We start from the raw sequence: 17,930 nt of genomic DNA, 5'->3' as shown, positions 1-17,930 counted from the left end.
TGTTCGAACCTGTCGCAACCTCACCCACCGTGGGGAAACTGTCATGTCTGGCACATCGGTGACCGTTCTGAATCAGGACCTCGGTAACAGTTCCGGGCTGGTTGGTGGTGACACTTCTTTCTCTATCTGCGAAGAATGAGTCATGTTGAGCCTGTTGATCCCCGTGTCCGTTTCGCGATCGCACTGTGGCCGCCGGACGCGGCTCGCGCGGCGGTGACCACGTCCTGCGCCGAGCATGAGATTTCGAGGAAGAACGTTCTACGCGATCCGCAACCGAGCCGTTGTGGAGGGGCAGCCTGCCGCGCTCGAGCCGCGCTCTCGCCGACCGAAGAGCACGGCTTGGATCACCGACGAGGTGAAGCACAGGCTGTCGGGGTGCGGGCCGCATTGGAGTCAGGCACCGCATGGAGAGGTGCTATCCCGTGATCGAAGATCCGCCGACGCGCGCTCCAGGAATCGTGCGCATGTCGTCCCGCGCTCGTGCGAGTGGATCTCGACGTAGGCGAGTCTGGAGTGGTCATCGATCGCGGCGTGCACGTAGCGCAGCCGATTCCTCGTCCACGGACCTTCTCACTGCGGCCGTGGGTGCACCATCCACCGCCGTCGGGGATCCGGCCGAGATTCCTCGCGTCGATGTGGATCCGTGACCCGGGATAGGCGTGCTCGTACCGGTTCGCGGACCGCCGTGACGCCTTCATCAGCGCGCCGGTGACGGGGTTGAGCTCACATAGCAGCGGAACATGACAGCGACGCAGTACTCGTCCGACACAGACGCGTGCATCCCGAGGCGGGCGCCGATGAAGACCGGGCCACGGCGGGTCAGCTAACGCAGGATTCGGACCCTCTTGGCACGGGCCAGTGCTGTGCGGATGCGCGTGGGCGACGCTGGAGCGATCATGCAGGCGGCGATGCTTGCCTAACGGAACGGACGCCTTCATCGCCACGCCGTCGTGCGAGAGATACCCATCTCCGCGGCGACGTGCGCGACCGCACGCCGCGACTGGATGCGCTGCACCATGATCAACCTGCGGGCCGGAGTCAGCCGGGCGTCAGCGTGAGACAGGAGAGACCTCCGTGGGTTCGAGCTGAAGAACTAGACAGCTCCGACTCGACCCCGGAGGTCTCTCCTACGTCAACAACGATCTGGGTCAGTACCGCAAGGCAGCAGCACCGCCCGGCTCCGCCATCACGTATCAGATGAACCTCAAGCGTCCTCAAAGGGGGTGAGAACCGGTTTCGAGCACGATTGGCGGCCGCGAGCGGTCTGGTTCACAACGAGGCATCTGATCGGATGTCGAAGGCAGAGCGCGAGGGCAGCCATGGACGCAAACGAAGTCGCTATTCGTCGAGAACGCTGGCGTCAGTACTTCGCCGGATCGCTCGGCGGCTCCCCCCATCAGATCGACGCGGCCGCCGACGCGGCGATGTACATCGTGGTGAACCGCGGCGATCAGGATGCCGCCATCGCGGCCGGGCGCACAGCGCACAAGGGAGGTTCGGTGCAGGCATCTCGATCGCCGGCACCGGCGTCGGGGGCTCGAACAGCCTCGACTATTGCCGACGGACGCCGAACCAGTCCGAATAATGTCTCCTACGCCGGTTCCGCCGGAGTCGTGACGGACCTGCAGCAGCGGCAGGAGATGATCGGGCGCACGTACTTCACGGTCTGGAGCTTTCGTATCAACAGACCAGACGGATCGCTCGCGACGCCGGTGCCGGTCGAGATGCGTGGCCGATACTTTCGCGGCGCCATCCAGAACGGCGATGTCGTCGACATCGGTCGTGCGCTGCGACCGGGCAGCCTCTTGCGACCTCGCCACGTCAGGAATCTGTCGACCGCGAGCGAGGTGAAAGCCGTCGGCCGAACGCATCGCGTTGCCCGGGGTGTGTTTGCAACGATCTTCCTCCTGGTGTTCCTGGCGATCTTCCTCACTGCTGCGGCCGCGATGCTGCCGCAGTTCTTCAACATGCCACCGTCCTTCCCGTTCGGACCATGACAGATCCCATGGGCGGACTGCCGCCGCAGCCACCTCCGCAACCGCCTCCACTCCCCGCCGACATGCCGCCTGCCGTGTTCCCGCAGGGTCCATCGATGGATGCGCTGCAGAACAATCAGTTCGCCTGGTCGAATCCGGCTCCTCCGTTTTCGCCCCAAATCCCCGATCCGGCGACGTATCCGCCGGTGTTCGACGCTGCCTCTCAGCCGCCGACGCCGTTCGACGCCGCACCGCAGGTGCCGGGCTGGCAGCCGGCGGATGCGCCGGGAGTCGACCCGACGTGGCAGGTTCCTCCGACGTTCGACCCTGCTTCGCCGGGGCCGAGCTGGCAGCCCGCCGAGCCGCCCGTGATCGACATCGGGTCCTTCGTGCCAGCCTTCGATCCCTCAACCCAAGATCCTGGCGGGCAGCCGGCAGAACCGCCTGGGGCCGACACGAACTGGCAACCGGCAGAACCGCCTGGGGCCGACACGAACTGGCAACCGGCAGAACCGCCCGGGTCCGACCCGAACTGGCAACCGGCAGAACCGCCCGAGTTCGACACGAACTGGCAACCCGCAGAACCGCCCGAGTTCGACACGAACTGGCAACCCGCAGAACCGCCCGGTTACGAGGCCCTGCCGTTCTCGACGGCGCCCGACCCGACGTACTCGCGCGAAGACGCCGCGATGTCGTCCGGCGTGCTAGGCGCTTCGACCTTCGCGACACCGGCATCCGATGCACAAGACTTATCGAACTCGGCCGCACAAGCCCTAAGCCCGGAACCGATCTTCGACAAGTTGGTCCCGGGCGAGACACGGTGGCTCGACAACGGCAATGAACAACCGTCGCTGCCTGGCCTCGACAGAGTGCCCGACGCGCGTCTCGCGCAGGATCCGGACAACCCTGACAAGTGGTACGTCGTGATAACCGACCCCAACCCCCCTGACGCGCATCTGTACGACCACGGCAAGGACCTGGGTACGGCGGATATGGGGAAAGCCGAGAGCTCGCGCGAGATCGTGATTGCGACGATCGAGACGCCGGGCGGTGCGCCGTCGGCGGGGATGCTGGTAGGCGTCGACGGTCATCTCGCCATCGTCGTCTCCGTTCCCGACGGTGGGCACATCGAGGAGGGGACGACTCCTGAGAACTCCGTCATCAACATCTATGGACTCACCGCTCCCCACGAGGGGGGCGGCGCGGCGCCACCCGGATCACCGGACGCGACGTCGCTTCGATCCGGATCTACGGATGGTGCCCCTCTGCCTGCCGCGCTGGTTGATCCATCAGAGGCAGCATCGAGACATCCCGACGCAGCGGCTGATCGCAGGGAGGCTGCCGCCTTGCCCGACGACCAGCGTTCGGGTGCGGTGTGGACACCGTCGATTCCGTCGGCGGATGGCGGAGTACCAGATCTGAGTCCCCGCGTGCCCTTCTTCGGCGCTCCAGTGGGCAAGCGTGGAGCCGGTGAGCGGCCGCGGCCTGCCGCCGAGATGTTCGACCGGGGCGAGCGCCGAAACGCGCAACCCGATGGGGCTGTGCGTGCGAGCGCGAAAGCGAAGAATCCGGAAACGCCTGAGTCCGCGTTGCTCACTCGACCTCCGACGGGACACCCCGACCCCGACGGGGTCGTGCGCACTCCCGGTGCGACCTCGGTGACGGTCGTGCAGACCCCGGAGGGCGTGCGAGTGCTGCGCAACGCCGAAACGACCCTCGAGAGCGATCCCGCCTTTCGCAGCTTCGCGCGCGAGGCACAGGCCGGAACGACTCCGGGAGACTACGACGGTCTGCGGCAGAAGACGAACGAGTCGATCAAGGGGGTGCTGAAGGACAAGACCTCGACGCATCCGATCAAGAAGCTGCTGGAAGAGGGGACCGACGGTCGATTGTGGTGGCGCGACGGGACCGCCTATGCCGGCGAGCCGCTCGAGTATGCGCACACGCTGTCGCAGCAGTCGATCAAGAACATCTGGGCGAATCCCGGGGCCACCACCGCTCTGGAGAACCTGGAGCCCATGGGAGGCGTCTACCACCGCCGCATCTACGGTCACCTGTGGGAGCAGCTCACCAAACACCTTTCGCTGTCCCCGCCTGAAGCGCAGGCGGCAGCTCGACGCATAGCAGAGGAGATGTCGATCGCTCGAGCATCCGAGGCACGCCTGCGCGCCGGCCGCCGGGTACGCAGTGGCGGCTTCGTTTCCATCGGTGGGCTCGTCTTCATCGCCGTGGCGATCGGAAGCGCCGTCATGATCTTCGAGACAAGTCGATCTGGGTCCGAAGCGGTCGCCGAGATCGGTCGACAGGCAGCGGGCCTGGCCGTCGAAGCCATCGTACTGAGGCTGCTGGGTGTCGGGGCCGGTGCAGCCTTCGCCATCGGGATGGTCGGCTTCGCGTACAGCGACGATCCCGTGTTGAACCGCCAGCACACGGTGGAAGAGGCGCAGCTGGAGGCAGCCAAGGGGTTCATGGACAAGAACCTGCCCGCCTTCGTCGAGCACAGGTGGTACTGGTCCGACTCCTACGACGCGACGATCCTGACACAAGTCCGAGAGCTGCTCTTCGACACTCCTCCGACCAGGCTGGAGCCGGTGCAGTAGGGCGTCACAGCGTTCAACGGTAAACGGTTGGTGGTTCAGCGCGCGGTGTATCCGCCGTCCACTGGGAGGGCGACTCGGATGACGAAGCTGGATCCGGGGCTGCATAGCCAGAGCACGGCTGCAGCGATCTCGTCGGCGCGGCCGAGTCTGGTCGTTGCTGATATAGGACCGCGACTTCGTGAGACGTTGCCATTCGCCTTCACCTCCTGAATAGCCATGGAGAGGCTGTGGCTGCGATCAGCGGGGCCGCGCGGGGGCATCCTAGGGTGACTGGGAGGGCTCGCGGACTGGTCCCGCCGGGCCGCGCCCGGTCTCAACGTCTGCCACTGTCGGACCGTCGGGTGCTTCGCCATGGGCTGAGGGCTCGTCGAAAAGAGCTTGTCGGATGATGTGCCGTGGGTCGTACTGGCGCGGGTCGAGCTTCTTCCAGTCGACGTCATCGAAGTCGGGACCCACTTCGTCTCGCATCCGCTCCTTGGCACCATCGGTCATGCGTCGCAGGGCGGTCACGAGTGTGGCGAGCTTGGCCGCGTAAGCCGGAAGTCTTTCGGGGCCGAGGATCAGGATCGCGAACACAGCAATCACGAGGAACTTTTCGAACGAGAAGCCGAACATTCTCACACTCCGGTCTTCAGGCGCCCAGCGCGGTGTCGAGCGCGGCGGCCGTTCGCGCGACGCGTCGGTCATGGATTCGGGCGATTCCGGCAGCGGCGAGATAGAGCACCACCATCGGGATCGCCAGCAGGAACATCGAGATGACATCCGCCGAGGGTGTTGCGATGCCCGCGAACACGACGATGGTCAGCAGCGCGATCCGCCAGGAGCGGATGATCGTGCGCCCGCTGAGTACGCCGACGAAATTCAGGAGCACGAGGAAGACGGGCAGCACAAAGGCGATGCCGATCGCGAGGACGAGCTTCAGAACGAAATCGAAGTATTGGGATGCCTCGATGAGCGAGCTTGATTCGCTGGGCGCGAAGCTCGTCAGCAGCTCGACGACGTGGGGCACGACCAGCGCCCCGGCGGCACATCCGGCCAGGAACAGCGGCACGGCTGAGAGGAAGAATCCCAGACCGTATCTGAGCTCCTTGCGATTCAATGCGGGTACCAGGAAGGCCCAGATCTGATATAGCCAGACCGGGCTCGACAGCACGATGCCGATCGTCAGCGCGATCCGGATCCTGAGGTCGAAAGCGCCGGTGATGTTGTCGTAGTTCAGCTCCGCGAGTCGGTGCTGCTGTTCAGCGAGCGCGGCGATCGGAGCTCGCATCGCTTCAAGGATGAATCCGGAGAGAAACCAGCCGGCAACCGATCCGATGAGCAGACCGACGACAGCCCAGATCATGCGGCGCCTGAACTCACGCAGATGCTGTCCCAGCGTCATCCGACTCTGGTGGCCAGCGCGCGTCGCGGCGGTCACGGACGCCACGGGAGTTACGGCCCGTCGATTGCGCCGGTCGGCGTGTTCGACTGTGGCGCTGGAATTGCCGTCGATGCCGGCACGGCGACAGTCGGGAGCGGGACGTCGGCTGCCGAGGCTGACACGGCGGTGTCTGCCGTCGTGTCGGCCTTGCCCGCGGCGATCTCCGACTTGAGGATTCGCGCCGACTGACCCATGGACTTGGCGAGCGCGGGGAGCTTTGCGGCGCCGAAGATGAGGAGGACGACGGCGAGGATGATCAGCAGGTGCCATCCGGTGAGATTGCCCAACATGGTGGAGTCCTTTGTTCGTCGAGCGATTCGCTCGCAGGCTTAGGGGTGGTGCGCGCCGCCCGTCCGCTCGCGGTGGATCGGGCGGCGCCTGGATTGATACCCGGGGCGAGGCGCATCGCTGGTGACGAGCCTCGCCCCAGGCGAAGGGTTGCGCGTATCGCGCGCCGTATCAGGCGCTGGTGTTGATCGAGCCGTTCACACCCGCGGGGAAGAATCCGCCGGAGCGGACGGGCGCGGGGTTGAGGTAGACGATGTTCAGCACCTGCCCGGTCGTGCGGCTGTACGCCAGCGAGTTGGCGTCCGTCGGCACCAGGTTGGCCACGGCGTGGTTGCCGATGCCCTGGTCGTCGTCGGTCGGGCCGTCGAGGCTGTCGCGGGCGTTGGACAGCTTGTCCACGCTCGCGTAGACGTTGGGAGCGAAGATGCCCTCTGCGTACAGCGTCGTGCGGATGATTCCGGCGTGGTACGCCTCGACTGCCAGCAGGCCTGCTGCGGCATCCAGATATGTCTTGTTCTGGATGAACGGCGCGGCGCCCTTGTACGCGGTGACACCGACATCCTCGAAGAGGAAGGCGGCGAAGAGGAAGTTCAGCTCGTTCGCGTACGGATCGAACTTCTGCCCCGGCATGATCAGACCGGCCGCCGTGGCTGCTGCGGTGAAACTCGCGTCCAGCGAGATGGCCGGCCGCGAGACCGCGGCCGAGCCGAGGGCGCCCCGCAGGAATGCGACGTGGTTCTTCTCGTCCGAGGCGATCTCCTGCGCGTACTTGCGGATGACGGGTGTCTTGAACGGCACCTTGCGCCCGCCCGTCACCGGGCCGCGTGTCCCCGTTCCGGTCGTCATGTTGTCGGGAAGGCCCTCGCCCGTGACGGCGCGCAGGTAGAACTCGGCCTCGAGGTACTCGAGATTCAGCGCGAAGTTCAGGATCGAAGCATCGCTGGGTGCTCCGGAAGGAGAGGAGCCGGTCGTAGCGGGCGTCGCCGCCGTCGCGGGCTCTGCAGCTACGAGCAACGAGGCAGCGCCGACGCCGGCGATGCCCGCCATCGTGAGAAGTCGACGCCGGTCGAGCGCGGTCTCTCCGCTGCGCTTGATGGCGTTGGTGATGAATTTGTCGTCGAACATCTGCGATCTCCAGTCATTGTCATCAATGACGTGAACGTGCCCTGCCCGCCAGTCCTCGTCGACGCGGAGTTCTCCGCGCCCGCCGTCCTCGGATCCCCCGACCTCCCCACACCCGGCCGGCGTGTGGCAGGACACGTCGTTGGCGGAGAGAACTCGAGGCTGAGACCAGAAGGTCAGCTTGAATGAGGTTCGGAGCGGCGTGGTGGGCGGATTGGATTGCTGGTACCTGGGCTTCGTGACGACCCTGCTCTTACAGACGCGCTGGACACCGACAGCGAGGGGCGCCAGGACCCCTCCCCTCGCGCCCCTCGATTGCGTTAGCCCTTGACTGCTCCTGCGAGTGCACCCTGAATGAAGCGAAGGCCGCTGTGATCCAGACCTCTCACGACCTCGGCATCCATCTGGCGAAGGCTGGCATCCGCGTCAACTCGCTGAGCATCGGACCGGTCGGGACTCCGCAGAGCAAGGCCATGTTCGAGAAGGTCGGACCCGAAGGTCTCAGAGAGCGCTCGGTCATGTGCCGATGGGACGCTTCGCGACGCCGGCCGAGATCGCAGGGATCGCGGCCTTCCTCGCCAGCGACGACAGCGGCTACCTCACCGCCACAGACATCTCTGCTGAAGGCGGAATCCGCGGGGCATATACGATCCCTGACTGACCTCGCACGATGACCCACGGTGACCGGGCCGACCGGCGGTATGGACAACGTGCGTCATCGGGCGGAGCATGAAGCGGGGGCCCACGCCCGACGGCAGACGTGACCATCCCGCAAACACCTTGTCCGAAAGGGGGACGCCATCGCTCGATACCTTGTGCTTTACCACGCACAAACGAGCGCAGCCGCGCAGATGCAACAGTCGGAAGACGAAGGCCAGGCAGAGATGCAGGCCTGGATGGATTGGGCGCAGGGCGTCGGGGCCGCGCTCGTCGACATGGGCACGCCGCTCGGTGGGTCAACCGTGGTCTCGGCCGACGGTCGGGCAGACGTGGCATCGACAGCGGTCGGATACTCCATCCTCGAAGCACACGATCTCGACGCGGCCGCCGCCATGATGGAGGGGCACCCGCATCTCGGGGTCGGAACCATCCACATCCACGAGACGCTCGCCGTTCCCGGGATGTGAAGGCGACGCCGCGACAAGGTTCTTCGCCCTTAGGTTCTCTCATGGGAAATCGAAATCCTGATGTCGACGCGTGGTTCGCGACCTATGAGAACCCGCAGCGCGAGTTGGTCGCGAAGGTCAGGGAGTTCGTCCTCTCCGTCGATCCGCGCGTGACGGAAGCCATCAAGTGGCAGGCGCCGACGTTCATCTATATGGGCAACATCGCGTCGTTCTTCCCCAAGTCGAAGAAGAACGTCTCGCTGATGTTCCATCAGGGTGCGTCGATCAGAGATGAACTGGGACTGTTGGAGGGCGAGGGCCAGGTCTCCCGCGTTGCCAGGTTCTTCGACGATGCAGACTTCGAATCAAAGAAGCCGGCCCTCGAGGCCGTGATCCGTGAATGGATCCTCACCAAGGGGTGACATGCAGATACCCAAACCGACCGACGAGATCAAAGAGCTGTTTCGCTCCGTCGTCCCGGACGCGCCAGCCATCGAGGTCAAGCCGATGTTCGGCAACCTGGGGGCGTTTGTGAACGGAAACATGTTCGCTGGACTGTTCGGTTCGGCGATCGGCGTCCGCCTACTTGACGATGCGACCATCGCGGAACTCCAGACGATCGAGGGCACTGGTCCCTTCGGCCCGCAAGAGCGCCCGATGGGCGGTTACACCGCACTCCCATCCGCCTGGGAATCAACGCCCGAACGCATGACCGAATGGATCCAGACCGCGCTCGACCAAGTCAGCCGACTCCCAACGAAACAACCGAAGCCCCGAAAGAAGCAGTAGCCCAGGAGTCGTGGCATCGGAAAAGTCAGGAAGCGAGACGAGGAAGCACCTTACCCGCGGTGTGGTCACGCTCACCGAGATCCTCACCGACGGTATGGAGCCCGCCGATGGGATACAGGTCGGCAGGGAACTGGCGTTTCGCCCGACTGCGGTTCGTCTTGACCACATCCTCGCGATCACAGATGGGCTGGCGATGGCGATCATCAACGAGTTCACCGCGGCCGGCATCGCGGTCCCCGACGATGTCGCGGTGACGGGTGCTGATCACAACTCGGCCGCCTGGGGCGGCGCGAACTCTTCGTCAGATGCCTTTCCTGGCTTTCCCGAGGTTGCTCCGCCTTGAGTTTCCGCGCATCTCCCTCTTTCGTTGATGTCACCCTCATCGCGAGACTTGCGAGGTTTCTCACGTTTTACTCGAAGGCGACCAGACCGCGAGCCTGGCAGTGCCAACGTGGAGACTGCCGTCGAGCACGTCGTCGACCGTCTCACCACTCCGTTCGTCACGTTCGTTCTGCGTCGTGATGGACACCGTGATCGGGCTCCACGGATCGTTCGATGACGCGTCGGTTCGCGACTTCGTCCCGTTGCTCATCGAGCGCGAAGCCAGCGCACGCGTTCAGCATCCGATCTAGTTCACCCGGTCGAACGGCCTCCCGGGTGGCGCTGGGGGTCACCACGCCGAGGGGCCTGGCCCTCAGACGGCAACGATCACGGTCGCCCGGTCGCCCCAGTTCTCGGGTTGTCTCGAAGGATAGAGCCGCAGCTCACGGAGCGGAAGGGTGCGCGACGACGTTTCCGCAGCGTCAGCGTTGCCTCCCGTGGATGACTCTTTCGGTGGTGTCGTGAGGGGGAGATGAAGCAGCAAAGAGCGCGTGCTGCGCAATTTGAGATCAACTTCGGGTTCGGGCCCAGTTGCGCACTCTGCTCGAGGGGGCTCGGCGGTCGGTGTGCTCCAAGACCGGGAAGGAGCTCGCCAGTGCGCTGATGGCGGATGTCCGGGCGGCGAGTCGGCCCGTTTCGATCCGCCGGATCTGCCTCGAGCAAACTTGTGTTGTCGCCACTGCGTTGCCACGTCGATAGATGCCGGCGATGAACATGACCCCGCGCCTCTTCCGTCCCGTCAAGTAGCCCACCCGGCGAATGTGTCACCGAGGTCGGCGCCCGCACGACGCCACGGGAAGCGATCAAGGGGCGGAGTCATAGGCGCGTCGGCGGTGTCAGTCGACGTGGAACACTTCGGGGATGGTGTGCCACCACTCCCCCTCAGTACGTTCGGCAACAGGACGCTGCATAGGCCCGCACACCGCCCACCATCGTTGGGTGGTCACGTCGGCGGCCATGGCTGCCATGTCGGCGTCGAAGTCGTTGCCGACGTAGTCGAAGGTCGCGATCAGGAGCGTTTCGTAGCGGTAGATGGTGTAGTTGCGTATGCCGCTCGCCGCGATCCGGGTGAGCACGCCGGGCCAGACCGCGGTGTGGAGCTGCTCGTATTCCTCGATCGACTCCGGGTCGAGTCGGATCACCTGTGCGACCCGCATCATCCGGCCAGAGGTCGGACGCGCAGGTGGGTGGCGCCTCCGTCGACGTCGAGGGCGCTGCCCGTGGTCGAGCCGGACAGCGGGCTGGCGAGGTAGCAGATCGCGTGTGCCACCTCCTCGGCGGTGACGAGCCGGCCGATCGCCTGCCGGGCATTCAGAGCGGCGAGCTGCGCGGTCAGGTCTTCGGCGGCAGCGAGCAGCCGCTCCACCCAGGGAGTCGCCGCCGTGCCGGGACACACGCAGTTCACCCGGATGCCCTCCGGGACGTGGTCCGTCGCCATCGCGCGTGTGAGGGAGAGCACGGCGCCCTTCGAGGCGGAGTAGAGCGCGCGGAGGGGCAGCCCGCTCTGGGCCGCGATCGAGCTGGTGTTCACGATCGCAGCGGCCGGGCTGTTTCGAAGCCATGCTGAGACGCGAGCCATGCCGGTCACGTTGATGTCGAAGACCCGCGCCCATCCGTCGTCTCCGTTGTCGGCGACGGTGCCGGCGGCTCCGATGCCGGCATTGTTGATCACGATGTCGATGTGCCCGAAGCGCTCTCCCACCGCCGCGATCGCCTCCACGGAAGGGCGATCGGAGACATCCGCTGTGAACCCTTCGAGCGGCTCGGGCACGTCGGGGCGGAGGTCGAGCACCGCGACGTTCGCACCTCGACCCGACAGTTCGAGCGCGGTCGCGAGTCCGATCCCGGATGCGCCGCCGGTGACGACGGCGACCAGTCCGTCGAAGTCCTGTGCGTTCATACCTGCTTCATCTCCTGTAGGGCTCGTCCGAGCCCATCGATCTCGAGTCGGTACCACTCCGCTGCGGTACCGGAGTGAATGCGGGCGAGTTCGGGCTGTGAGACGTCGAGTACCGCGTGAAGTCCCTCGAAGGCGCGGGTGTAGCCGCCGGCGATCAGGCACACCGGCCAGTCCCCCCCGTACATCAGCCGCTCGGGCCCGAACGCTTCGACCGCTGCCGCAACAACGGGGCGCACGTCCGCCTCCGTCCAAGAGTCCGGTGCGCCGACGGCGCTCGCTAATCCCGAGAGCTTGGCGGCGACGTTCGGCGACGCTGCCGCAGACTTGAGCAGTGATCGCCACCGCGCGAGGGCGGCGGCATCCCTCTTGACCGGCGGCTTACCGAGGTGGTCGATCACGATCCGCAGCGAGGGATGACGAGCAGCAAGCGTCGGGACGAGCTCGAGTGCTGCAGGGCCGGACGTGACGAAATCGAACGCGAGTCCGGCTTCGGCGAGCCGGTCCAGACCCGCGGCGACGTCGCTACGGAGCACCCACCGGGTGTCGGCCATGTTGTGGATGAGGGCGCGCACGCCGACGACTTTGCCGGTCGCGAGTCGCTCCTCCAGCGCTTCGGAAAGGCCCGGTCCGGCGAGCGGGAACCACGCCACGACCCCTGCTACCTCGGGGTGGTTCGCCGCTTCGGCGAGCATGCGATCGGTGTCGCCGGCGGTGTCCGCGGCCTGTACGAGTATGAAGCGGTCCACGCCCACAGAGGCGGCCTCCACGCTGACGTCATCCAGCCCGTAGTCGTCGTCGAGGGCGGCGAGGTCGGGGGTGATCCAGCCGTATTCGCCGGACTCCCGGTTCCAGATGTGGGTGTGCGCGTCGACGATGCCGGTCATGCCACGACCTGTCGCCAGTAGCCGCCATCCGGGAACTCGAACTCCGCGATCGAGCCCTCGATGATCTCTGCGCTGTAGCCCGGCCGGGTCGGCACGACGTAGCGGGCGTCCGCGACGATGCACGGATCGGCGAAGTGCTCGTGGAGGTGATCGACGTACTCGGTGACCCGGTCCTCGGTGGTTCCGGTGAGGGCGATGTAGTCGAAGATCGACAGGTGCTGCACCAGTTCGCACAGCCCGACGCCGCCGGCGTGCGGGCAGACCGGCACGCCTCGCTTGGCCGCCATCAGGTACACCGCGACGATCTCGTTCACGCTCGCCATCCGCGCCGAGTCGATCTGGCAGTAGTCGATCGCCTCCGCCTGCAGCAGCTGCTTGAACAGCACCCGGTTCATGCCGTGCTCACCCGTCGCGACGCCGATCGGCGCGACCGCGGCACGGATGGCCGCATGGCCGAGGATGTCATCGGGGCTGGTCGGCTCCTCGATCCAGTGCAGGTCGTACTCGGCGAGCGCGTTCACCCACTCGATCGCCTGGGGCACGTCCCACATCTGGTTCGCGTCGATCATCAGCTTTATGTCCGGACCGATGATGGCGCGGGCAAGTGCGACACGGCGACGGTCCTCGTGGAGATCGCGGCCGACCTTGAGCTTGACGTGGGAGTATCCCTCGGCGACGGCCTCGCGCAGCAGCCGCACCATCTTGTCGTCGTCGTAGCCGAGCCACCCGGCACTCGTGGTGTAGCACGGGTAGCCTCCCGCGGCCTCAAGCTCCGCCGTCCGCGCCGCACGCAGCGGCGCGGTGGCACGGAGCATCGCGATCGCCTCGTCTCGGGTGAGCTCGTCCGACAGGTATCGCAGGTCGAGCGCGTCGACGAGGGTCTCCGCGGGCAGTTCGACGAGGTACCGCCAGAGGGGCTTGCCGGCGCGCCGCGCGGCGAGGTCCCATGCGGCGTTCATGACCGCGGCCAGTGCGAGGTGCACGACACCCTTCTCGGGGCCGAGCCAGCGCAGCTGCGAGTCCGACGCGAGCAACCGATACGTCCCGCCGAGGTCGCCGACGACATCGTCGAGGTCCTGGCCGACAAGATGGTTGGCGTAGCTGCGCGCAGCGGCGGCGCACAGCTCGTTGCCTCGACCGATCGTAAAGGTGAAGCCGTGCCCCCGCAACGGCTCTCCGTCGACGGTCTCGTCGGTGAGCAGGACGACATAGGCCGCCGAGTAGTCGGCATCCTGATTCATCGCATCGGACCCGTCGGCGGTGACGGAGGTCGGGAACCGCAGATCGTGGATCTCCACGCTGGTGATGGTGCTCATGCTGCCTCCTTGATGTAGCCGGCGGCGGCGAGCGCACGCCAGAGTTCGTCGGAGAGTGGCGCAGTGAGCCGCTCGACCGTCTCGCGGGCCCTGGTCGGCGCCGCGCATGCCGGCGACCACCGACACCACCTGCGGATACCGCAACGGGAACTGGACGGCCGCCGCGGGAAGCGACGCATTGTGCTCGCGACAGATGCGTTCGATGTCGCGAGCCCGCGCGAGGATGCCTGCGGGCGCCTGCGTGTAGTTGAACGTGGCGTCCTCCGCCACGCTCTCGCGGCTGAGCAGTCCGGAGTTGTAGACCGCGGCCGCGACGACAGCGACGTCGCGTTCGGCGGCGAGGCGCAGCATCCGCTCCGCATGATCCTGCTCGAGCAACGTGAGCCGGCCCGCGCACATCACGATGTCGACATCCGTCTGCTCGATCAGGTCGGCGAGCATCTCGCCCTGGTTCATGCCCGCGCCGAAGCCGCCGATGACGCCCTCGTCGCGCAGCTGCACGAGAGTCTCGGCGCCCGTCGTCGACGCCGCCTCCCAGTGGTCGTCGGGGTCGTGCATGTAGACGACGTCGATGCGGTCGACGCCGAGCCTTTCCAGGCTGTCCTCGATCGAGCGCAGCACACCGTCGCGACTCAGGTCGTAGACGCGACGGCTGTCGGCCGGTACATCGAAGCCGTTCGCGAGGTCACGCTCCCCCGCGGTCTCGGGACTCGGCACGAGGACTCGCCCGACTTTTGTGGACAGGACGTATTCATCGCGCGGGTATGCCGCGAGCGCCCGCCCGAGGCGGCGCTCGGACAGCCCGAGTCCGTAGTGCGGGGCGGTGTCGAAGTAGCGGATGCCGCGCTCCCACGCTGCGCGGACGGTGGCCTCGGCCTCTTCGTCGGAGATCGCCCGGTAGAGGTTGCCGAGCTGGGCGCACCCGGCGCCGAGCGTGGTGAACGCCAGTCCGCGATGGGATCGGGTGGGGAGTGTCATGCCACGATGATCTGCGCGAGTCGCTCGAGTTGACGGGAATCCTCGAGCGCTGATCCGACGGCGACGACGCGGACCCCCGCGTCGAGGTAGGGCACGGCATTCGAAGCGTCGAGGCCTCCGGTGGCGACGAACCGCACTTGCGGGAACGGACCTCGGATATGGCGGAACCACTCGACGCCCAGCCAGGTCGCAGGGAACGCTTTGAGCCATGTGAGTCCGAGCGCGACCGCGCGCTGCACATCCGTGGGCGTCGCGACCCCAGGAAGCGAGGGGATGCCGGCGGCGACTGCGGCAAGGACGATGTCAGGGTCCAAGCCAGGCGACACCAGATAACGCGCCCCTGCCGCTCGAGCGACGGGGATCTGGTCGGCGGACACGATGGTCCCGGCGCCGACGATCTTGCCTCGCTCTCGGGCGAGCGCGGCGATCTCGCGAAGCGCCCGCTCGTCCTCGTCAGTCTGAAGCGGCACCTCGACAGCGTCGATGCCGAGGTCCCACGCCGTCGTTGCGAGCCTGACGGAGCGTTCCACGCCCATCCCTCGCAGGATCGCCATGATCGGTGCGCGCGCGAAGATCTCGTCGAAGCCGGTGGGTTCGGTCATGGCCTGTTCCTCTCGTCGACCGAGTCGCTCGTCGTCTGCAGCGTAAGTGCCGCCCGGTCGTGCCCTCGGCGCAGCCGCTCGCCGATCGGTGCACCTTCGAGCCGGGCAGCCAGGTAGCCTCCGGCGAACGCATCGCCAGCCCCGACCGCCTCGATGACGTCGACCCGGAGGGCAGGCTCGAAGAAGGTGCCGGACGCCGCGAACCCCGTGGCGCTGTGCTCGCCGTCCTTGACGATCAGCTCGCAGACCTCTGGGAACAGTGCGCGCACGGCCGCGGAATCAGCCGTCCCCCACAGCATCTCTGCCTCGTCGCGGCCCACGAAGACGATGTCGGCGAGACCCGCGAGCCGCGCGAGAGGCTCAGCGGCGGTCGCGGCATCCCAGAGCCTCGCCCGGTGGTTCACATCAAAGCTCACCGTCACGCCCGCGCTGCGCGCGCGCTCGATTACGGTGTCGAGGAAGTCCGCCGCGGATCGCGAAAGCGCCGCTGTGATCCCCGAGACGTGGACGATCGCGACATCGTCGAGGGCGATCGCGTCCACGTCGCCGGGTCCCAGGTGCGCGGCCGCCGATCCCGCACGGTAGTAGCGCACGCCGTGACCCGGGTCCTTGAAGTAGACGCCGGTAGGATGCCGCGGGTCAAACACGACCCTCGACACATCCACGCCGCGCATCGCCAGCTGTCGAGCGATCCGATGGCCGAGCGGGTCGTCACCGAGCCGGCTGAACCATCGTGCGGAGTGTCCCGACGATGCGACGTGGGCCGCCACGTTCGACTCCGCGCCCCCGGCATCGACCCGGAAGTCCGCCGCGAGCACCAGCGGCTCGGGCCGGACCGGTGCGACCATCGCCATGGTCTCGCCGATTGCGAGCAGCGCCCCGCCAACAGGTGCTGAGTGAGGCATCACTGCGTTGTAGCGAGGGTCGTCGTCCCGGCGACGTCGACCCGGCCTCGAGGGCTCACGTACAGCGAGTGGATGCCGGCATCCACCGACAGCGCCACACCGTTCGTCGATCCGGCAAGCGGGTTGGCCAGATACGTGATCGCATCTGCGACTTCCTCCGCGGAGACGAGCCGGCCGTGCGGCTGGCGCGCCTCCAGCGCGGCGCGCTCGGCGACGGTGTCCTCCGCAGCACCCAGCAGACGCCCGATCCACGGCGTCTCGGTCGTGCCGGGGCATACCGCGTTGAAGCGGACACCGTCGGCGAGATGGTCAGACGCGAGTGCGCGGGTGAGGGCCACAACCGCGCCTTTGGATGCCGTGTAGAGAGACCGGTTGGGGAATCCCGTCGTGGCCACCGCCGAGGCGACGTTCACCACGCACGAGGGCCTTGCGGCGATCAGGTGCGGCAGCGCGGCGCGGATCGTCCGCACCGTGCCGAGCAGGTTGACATCGAGGACATGCCGCCACTCGTCGTCGTCGTTGTCGACAAGGCGTCCAGCGGCACCGATGCCGACGGAGTTGATGAGGATGTCGATCCTTCCCCATTCCTCGGCGACGGCATCGATCGCCGCCTCGACGGCGGTCCGGTCGGTCACGTCGGCGCGGTACGAACGATGATCCGGCGAGTCGGTCGGGATGATGTCACGGTCCAGCACAGCCACCCGGGCGCCGTCGCGGAGCAGCCGCCGCACCGTCGCCGCACCGATTCCGGACGCTCCCCCGGCGATGACCGCCACCCGACCGTCGAAGACGGAACCGCCGTTCACGCGGCCACCTCGGCGGCCACAAACTGGCGCTGACGGCCGAGGTGCTCGATCTCGATCTCCACGATGTCGCCCGCGGACAGGTAGGGGAATCGACCCGAGAAGGCGACCCCTTCCGGGGTTCCAGTGAGGATGACATCGCCCGGATCGAGGACGGTGAACTGGCTCAGGTCGGCGACGATGCGGCCGACATCGAAGATCATGTCGGACGTGCGCGAATCCTGACGCGGCTCGTCGTTTACGAAGCTGCGCACTCGCAGATCGTCGGCGTCGACGCTGTCGGCGGTGACCAGCCACGGCCCGAGCGGGCAGAAGCCCGGCCCGCCCTTGCCCTTGGACCATTGGCCGCCCGACAGCTCCATCTGCCACGCGCGCTCGGAGAGGTCGTTGGCGACGGTGTAGCCGGCGACGTGGGTAAGCCCCGCCTCGGCATCGGCGACCCGCCAGGCGCGCGTGCCGATCACCACGGCAAGCTCGGCCTCCCAGTCCGCCTTGTGCGCACCGATGGGCAGCACGAAGTCGTCATAGGGGCCTACGACAGTGTTCGAGGGCTTCAGGAACACGACAATCCGCTCCGGCGGCTCCTGCCCGCCTTCGCGTGCGTGCGCCGCGTAGTTCATTCCGATGCAGTACACCGCGCCGGGGCGCGCGATCGGAGCGCCGATTCGCAGGGTGTCGGCATCCGGCACCTCGGGCAGGTCTGCGAGCCGGGCCGTGACAGTCCCGACGGGGTCGGCGGCCAGGAACGCGCCGTCGATGTCGGGGGTGATCCCCCGCAGGTCGTAGACACGCCCATCGTGAGCCACGACGGGCAACTCCGCGCCGAGGGCCCCGATTCGTCCGAATCTCATGTGTTC

At 66.8% G+C, this 17,930-nt stretch carries 20 protein-coding genes and 4 pseudogenes; 10 read left to right on the top strand and 14 right to left on the bottom strand.

What is annotated here, in order from left to right; genetic code table 11:
* Positions 1–135: 135 nt before the first annotated feature.
* The 3 genes and pseudogenes from ABD212_RS14340 to ABD212_RS14330 all read left to right on the top strand — a co-directional run.
* Positions 136–396 (top strand): annotated as a pseudogene (locus tag ABD212_RS14340) (IS481 family transposase); the annotation flags it as partial.
* A gap of 923 nt (positions 397–1,319) precedes the next feature.
* A complete protein-coding gene (locus tag ABD212_RS14335; RefSeq protein ID WP_344095786.1) occupies positions 1,320–1,997 on the top strand; it encodes a hypothetical protein in 678 nt (225 codons plus the stop codon).
* Positions 1,994–4,576: a hypothetical protein gene (locus ABD212_RS14330; RefSeq protein WP_344095785.1), complete on the top strand. Its 2,583-nt coding sequence runs from the start codon at positions 1,994–1,996 to the stop codon at positions 4,574–4,576. Before ABD212_RS14335 ends, ABD212_RS14330 begins: the two co-directional genes overlap by 4 nt.
* A gap of 35 nt (positions 4,577–4,611) precedes the next feature.
* On the opposite strand, the gene ABD212_RS14325 is transcribed toward ABD212_RS14330, so the two are convergent.
* From ABD212_RS14325 to ABD212_RS14305, 5 genes are all read right to left on the bottom strand, one after another.
* Positions 4,612–4,794, bottom strand: coding sequence for an SDR family oxidoreductase (locus ABD212_RS14325; RefSeq protein ID WP_344095783.1), 183 nt, complete (start codon positions 4,792–4,794; stop codon positions 4,612–4,614).
* Positions 4,795–4,837: 43 nt separating this feature from the next.
* Positions 4,838–5,191, bottom strand: a complete 354-nt coding sequence (locus ABD212_RS14320; RefSeq protein WP_344095946.1) for a twin-arginine translocase TatA/TatE family subunit — start codon at positions 5,189–5,191, stop codon at positions 4,838–4,840.
* Positions 5,192–5,207: 16 nt separating this feature from the next.
* Positions 5,208–5,960, bottom strand: coding sequence for a twin-arginine translocase subunit TatC (gene tatC / locus ABD212_RS14315; RefSeq protein ID WP_344095781.1), 753 nt, complete (start codon positions 5,958–5,960; stop codon positions 5,208–5,210).
* 50 nt (positions 5,961–6,010) lie between these two features.
* Positions 6,011–6,289, bottom strand: a complete 279-nt coding sequence (locus ABD212_RS14310) for a twin-arginine translocase TatA/TatE family subunit (protein ID WP_344095779.1) — start codon at positions 6,287–6,289, stop codon at positions 6,011–6,013.
* A gap of 169 nt (positions 6,290–6,458) precedes the next feature.
* Positions 6,459–7,412 (bottom strand): ferritin-like domain-containing protein, encoded by a 954-nt coding sequence (locus ABD212_RS14305; RefSeq protein ID WP_344095777.1) that lies wholly within the window; start codon positions 7,410–7,412, stop codon positions 6,459–6,461.
* Positions 7,413–7,723: 311 nt separating this feature from the next.
* Between ABD212_RS14305 and ABD212_RS19020 the strand changes: the two are divergent.
* The 7 genes and pseudogenes from ABD212_RS19020 to ABD212_RS19015 all read left to right on the top strand — a co-directional run.
* Positions 7,724–7,876: pseudogene (locus ABD212_RS19020) on the top strand (SDR family oxidoreductase); the annotation flags it as partial.
* A 44-nt stretch (positions 7,877–7,920) separates the two neighbouring features.
* Positions 7,921–8,070, top strand: a pseudogene (locus tag ABD212_RS14300) (SDR family oxidoreductase); the annotation flags it as partial.
* A gap of 154 nt (positions 8,071–8,224) precedes the next feature.
* Positions 8,225–8,536, top strand: coding sequence for a YciI family protein (locus ABD212_RS14295; RefSeq protein ID WP_344095775.1), 312 nt, complete (start codon positions 8,225–8,227; stop codon positions 8,534–8,536).
* A 41-nt stretch (positions 8,537–8,577) separates the two neighbouring features.
* On the top strand, positions 8,578–8,937 hold the full coding sequence (locus ABD212_RS14290; RefSeq protein ID WP_344095773.1) for a DUF1801 domain-containing protein: 360 nt from the start codon (positions 8,578–8,580) through the stop codon (positions 8,935–8,937).
* Position 8,938: 1 nt separating this feature from the next.
* Complete coding sequence (locus ABD212_RS14285) at positions 8,939–9,304, top strand: TfoX/Sxy family protein (protein ID WP_344095771.1); 366 nt, start codon at positions 8,939–8,941, stop codon at positions 9,302–9,304.
* 61 nt (positions 9,305–9,365) lie between these two features.
* Complete coding sequence (locus tag ABD212_RS14280; RefSeq protein WP_344095769.1) at positions 9,366–9,647, top strand: substrate-binding domain-containing protein; 282 nt, start codon at positions 9,366–9,368, stop codon at positions 9,645–9,647.
* A gap of 178 nt (positions 9,648–9,825) precedes the next feature.
* Entirely contained in the window at positions 9,826–9,936 is a 111-nt protein-coding gene (locus tag ABD212_RS19015; protein ID WP_425561283.1) for a three-helix bundle dimerization domain-containing protein, read from the top strand.
* A 585-nt stretch (positions 9,937–10,521) separates the two neighbouring features.
* Here the strand turns inward: ABD212_RS19015 and ABD212_RS14275 are convergent.
* From ABD212_RS14275 to ABD212_RS14235, 9 genes and pseudogenes are all read right to left on the bottom strand, one after another.
* Positions 10,522–10,845, bottom strand: coding sequence for an L-rhamnose mutarotase (locus ABD212_RS14275; protein WP_344095767.1), 324 nt, complete (start codon positions 10,843–10,845; stop codon positions 10,522–10,524).
* Positions 10,842–11,585 (bottom strand): SDR family NAD(P)-dependent oxidoreductase, encoded by a 744-nt coding sequence (locus tag ABD212_RS14270; RefSeq protein ID WP_344095765.1) that lies wholly within the window; start codon positions 11,583–11,585, stop codon positions 10,842–10,844. Before ABD212_RS14270 ends, ABD212_RS14275 begins: the two co-directional genes overlap by 4 nt.
* Positions 11,582–12,469: an amidohydrolase family protein gene (locus ABD212_RS14265; protein WP_344095763.1), complete on the bottom strand. Its 888-nt coding sequence runs from the start codon at positions 12,467–12,469 to the stop codon at positions 11,582–11,584. Before ABD212_RS14265 ends, ABD212_RS14270 begins: the two co-directional genes overlap by 4 nt.
* Complete coding sequence (locus ABD212_RS14260) at positions 12,466–13,785, bottom strand: enolase C-terminal domain-like protein (RefSeq protein WP_344095944.1); 1,320 nt, start codon at positions 13,783–13,785, stop codon at positions 12,466–12,468. Before ABD212_RS14260 ends, ABD212_RS14265 begins: the two co-directional genes overlap by 4 nt.
* 150 nt (positions 13,786–13,935) lie before the next feature.
* Positions 13,936–14,763, bottom strand: a pseudogene (locus ABD212_RS14255) (aldo/keto reductase); the annotation flags it as partial.
* Positions 14,760–15,365 (bottom strand): bifunctional 4-hydroxy-2-oxoglutarate aldolase/2-dehydro-3-deoxy-phosphogluconate aldolase, encoded by a 606-nt coding sequence (locus ABD212_RS14250; protein ID WP_344095761.1) that lies wholly within the window; start codon positions 15,363–15,365, stop codon positions 14,760–14,762. The pseudogene ABD212_RS14255 and the gene ABD212_RS14250, both read right to left, overlap by 4 nt.
* Positions 15,362–16,270: a sugar kinase gene (locus ABD212_RS14245; RefSeq protein ID WP_344095759.1), complete on the bottom strand. Its 909-nt coding sequence runs from the start codon at positions 16,268–16,270 to the stop codon at positions 15,362–15,364. Before ABD212_RS14245 ends, ABD212_RS14250 begins: the two co-directional genes overlap by 4 nt.
* The gene (locus ABD212_RS14240) at positions 16,270–17,076 is read right to left on the bottom strand and encodes an SDR family NAD(P)-dependent oxidoreductase (RefSeq protein WP_344095757.1); all 807 of its coding nucleotides are present in this window, start codon (positions 17,074–17,076) and stop codon (positions 16,270–16,272) included. Before ABD212_RS14240 ends, ABD212_RS14245 begins: the two co-directional genes overlap by 1 nt.
* Positions 17,073–17,924, bottom strand: a complete 852-nt coding sequence (locus tag ABD212_RS14235) for a fumarylacetoacetate hydrolase family protein (RefSeq protein ID WP_344095755.1) — start codon at positions 17,922–17,924, stop codon at positions 17,073–17,075. The genes ABD212_RS14240 and ABD212_RS14235 overlap by 4 nt, the downstream gene beginning before the upstream one ends.
* Positions 17,925–17,930: the final 6 nt, after the last annotated feature.

The sequence above is a fragment of the Microbacterium deminutum genome (assembly GCF_039530205.1).
In the GTDB taxonomy this organism is placed as follows: domain Bacteria; phylum Actinomycetota; class Actinomycetes; order Actinomycetales; family Microbacteriaceae; genus Microbacterium; species Microbacterium deminutum.
The sequence above is the reverse complement of the archived record's forward strand: the minus strand, read 5'-3'. Positions and strand labels throughout refer to the sequence as shown.

Bases quoted from the DNA above. Each gene is read 5' to 3' on its own strand.
- ABD212_RS14320 (WP_344095946.1), bottom strand. From the start codon at position 5,191: ATGTTCGGCTTCTCGTTCGAAAAGTTCCTCGTGATTGCTGTGTTCGCG.
- ABD212_RS14260 (WP_344095944.1), bottom strand. From the start codon at position 13,785: ATGAGCACCATCACCAGCGTGGAGATCCACGATCTGCGGTTCCCGACC.
- ABD212_RS14275 (WP_344095767.1), bottom strand. From the start codon at position 10,845: ATGATGCGGGTCGCACAGGTGATCCGACTCGACCCGGAGTCGATCGAG.
- ABD212_RS14250 (WP_344095761.1), bottom strand. From the start codon at position 15,365: ATGACCGAACCCACCGGCTTCGACGAGATCTTCGCGCGCGCACCGATC.
- ABD212_RS14245 (WP_344095759.1), bottom strand. From the start codon at position 16,270: ATGCCTCACTCAGCACCTGTTGGCGGGGCGCTGCTCGCAATCGGCGAG.
- ABD212_RS14330 (WP_344095785.1), top strand. From the start codon at position 1,994: ATGACAGATCCCATGGGCGGACTGCCGCCGCAGCCACCTCCGCAACCG.
- ABD212_RS14335 (WP_344095786.1), top strand. From the start codon at position 1,320: ATGGACGCAAACGAAGTCGCTATTCGTCGAGAACGCTGGCGTCAGTAC.
- ABD212_RS14305 (WP_344095777.1), bottom strand. From the start codon at position 7,412: ATGTTCGACGACAAATTCATCACCAACGCCATCAAGCGCAGCGGAGAG.
- ABD212_RS14270 (WP_344095765.1), bottom strand. From the start codon at position 11,585: ATGAACGCACAGGACTTCGACGGACTGGTCGCCGTCGTCACCGGCGGC.
- ABD212_RS14290 (WP_344095773.1), top strand. From the start codon at position 8,578: ATGGGAAATCGAAATCCTGATGTCGACGCGTGGTTCGCGACCTATGAG.
- ABD212_RS14325 (WP_344095783.1), bottom strand. From the start codon at position 4,794: ATGGCTATTCAGGAGGTGAAGGCGAATGGCAACGTCTCACGAAGTCGC.
- ABD212_RS14285 (WP_344095771.1), top strand. From the start codon at position 8,939: ATGCAGATACCCAAACCGACCGACGAGATCAAAGAGCTGTTTCGCTCC.
- ABD212_RS14265 (WP_344095763.1), bottom strand. From the start codon at position 12,469: ATGACCGGCATCGTCGACGCGCACACCCACATCTGGAACCGGGAGTCC.
- ABD212_RS14310 (WP_344095779.1), bottom strand. From the start codon at position 6,289: ATGTTGGGCAATCTCACCGGATGGCACCTGCTGATCATCCTCGCCGTC.
- ABD212_RS19015 (WP_425561283.1), top strand. From the start codon at position 9,826: ATGGACACCGTGATCGGGCTCCACGGATCGTTCGATGACGCGTCGGTT.
- ABD212_RS14235 (WP_344095755.1), bottom strand. From the start codon at position 17,924: ATGAGATTCGGACGAATCGGGGCCCTCGGCGCGGAGTTGCCCGTCGTG.
- tatC (WP_344095781.1), bottom strand. From the start codon at position 5,960: ATGACGCTGGGACAGCATCTGCGTGAGTTCAGGCGCCGCATGATCTGG.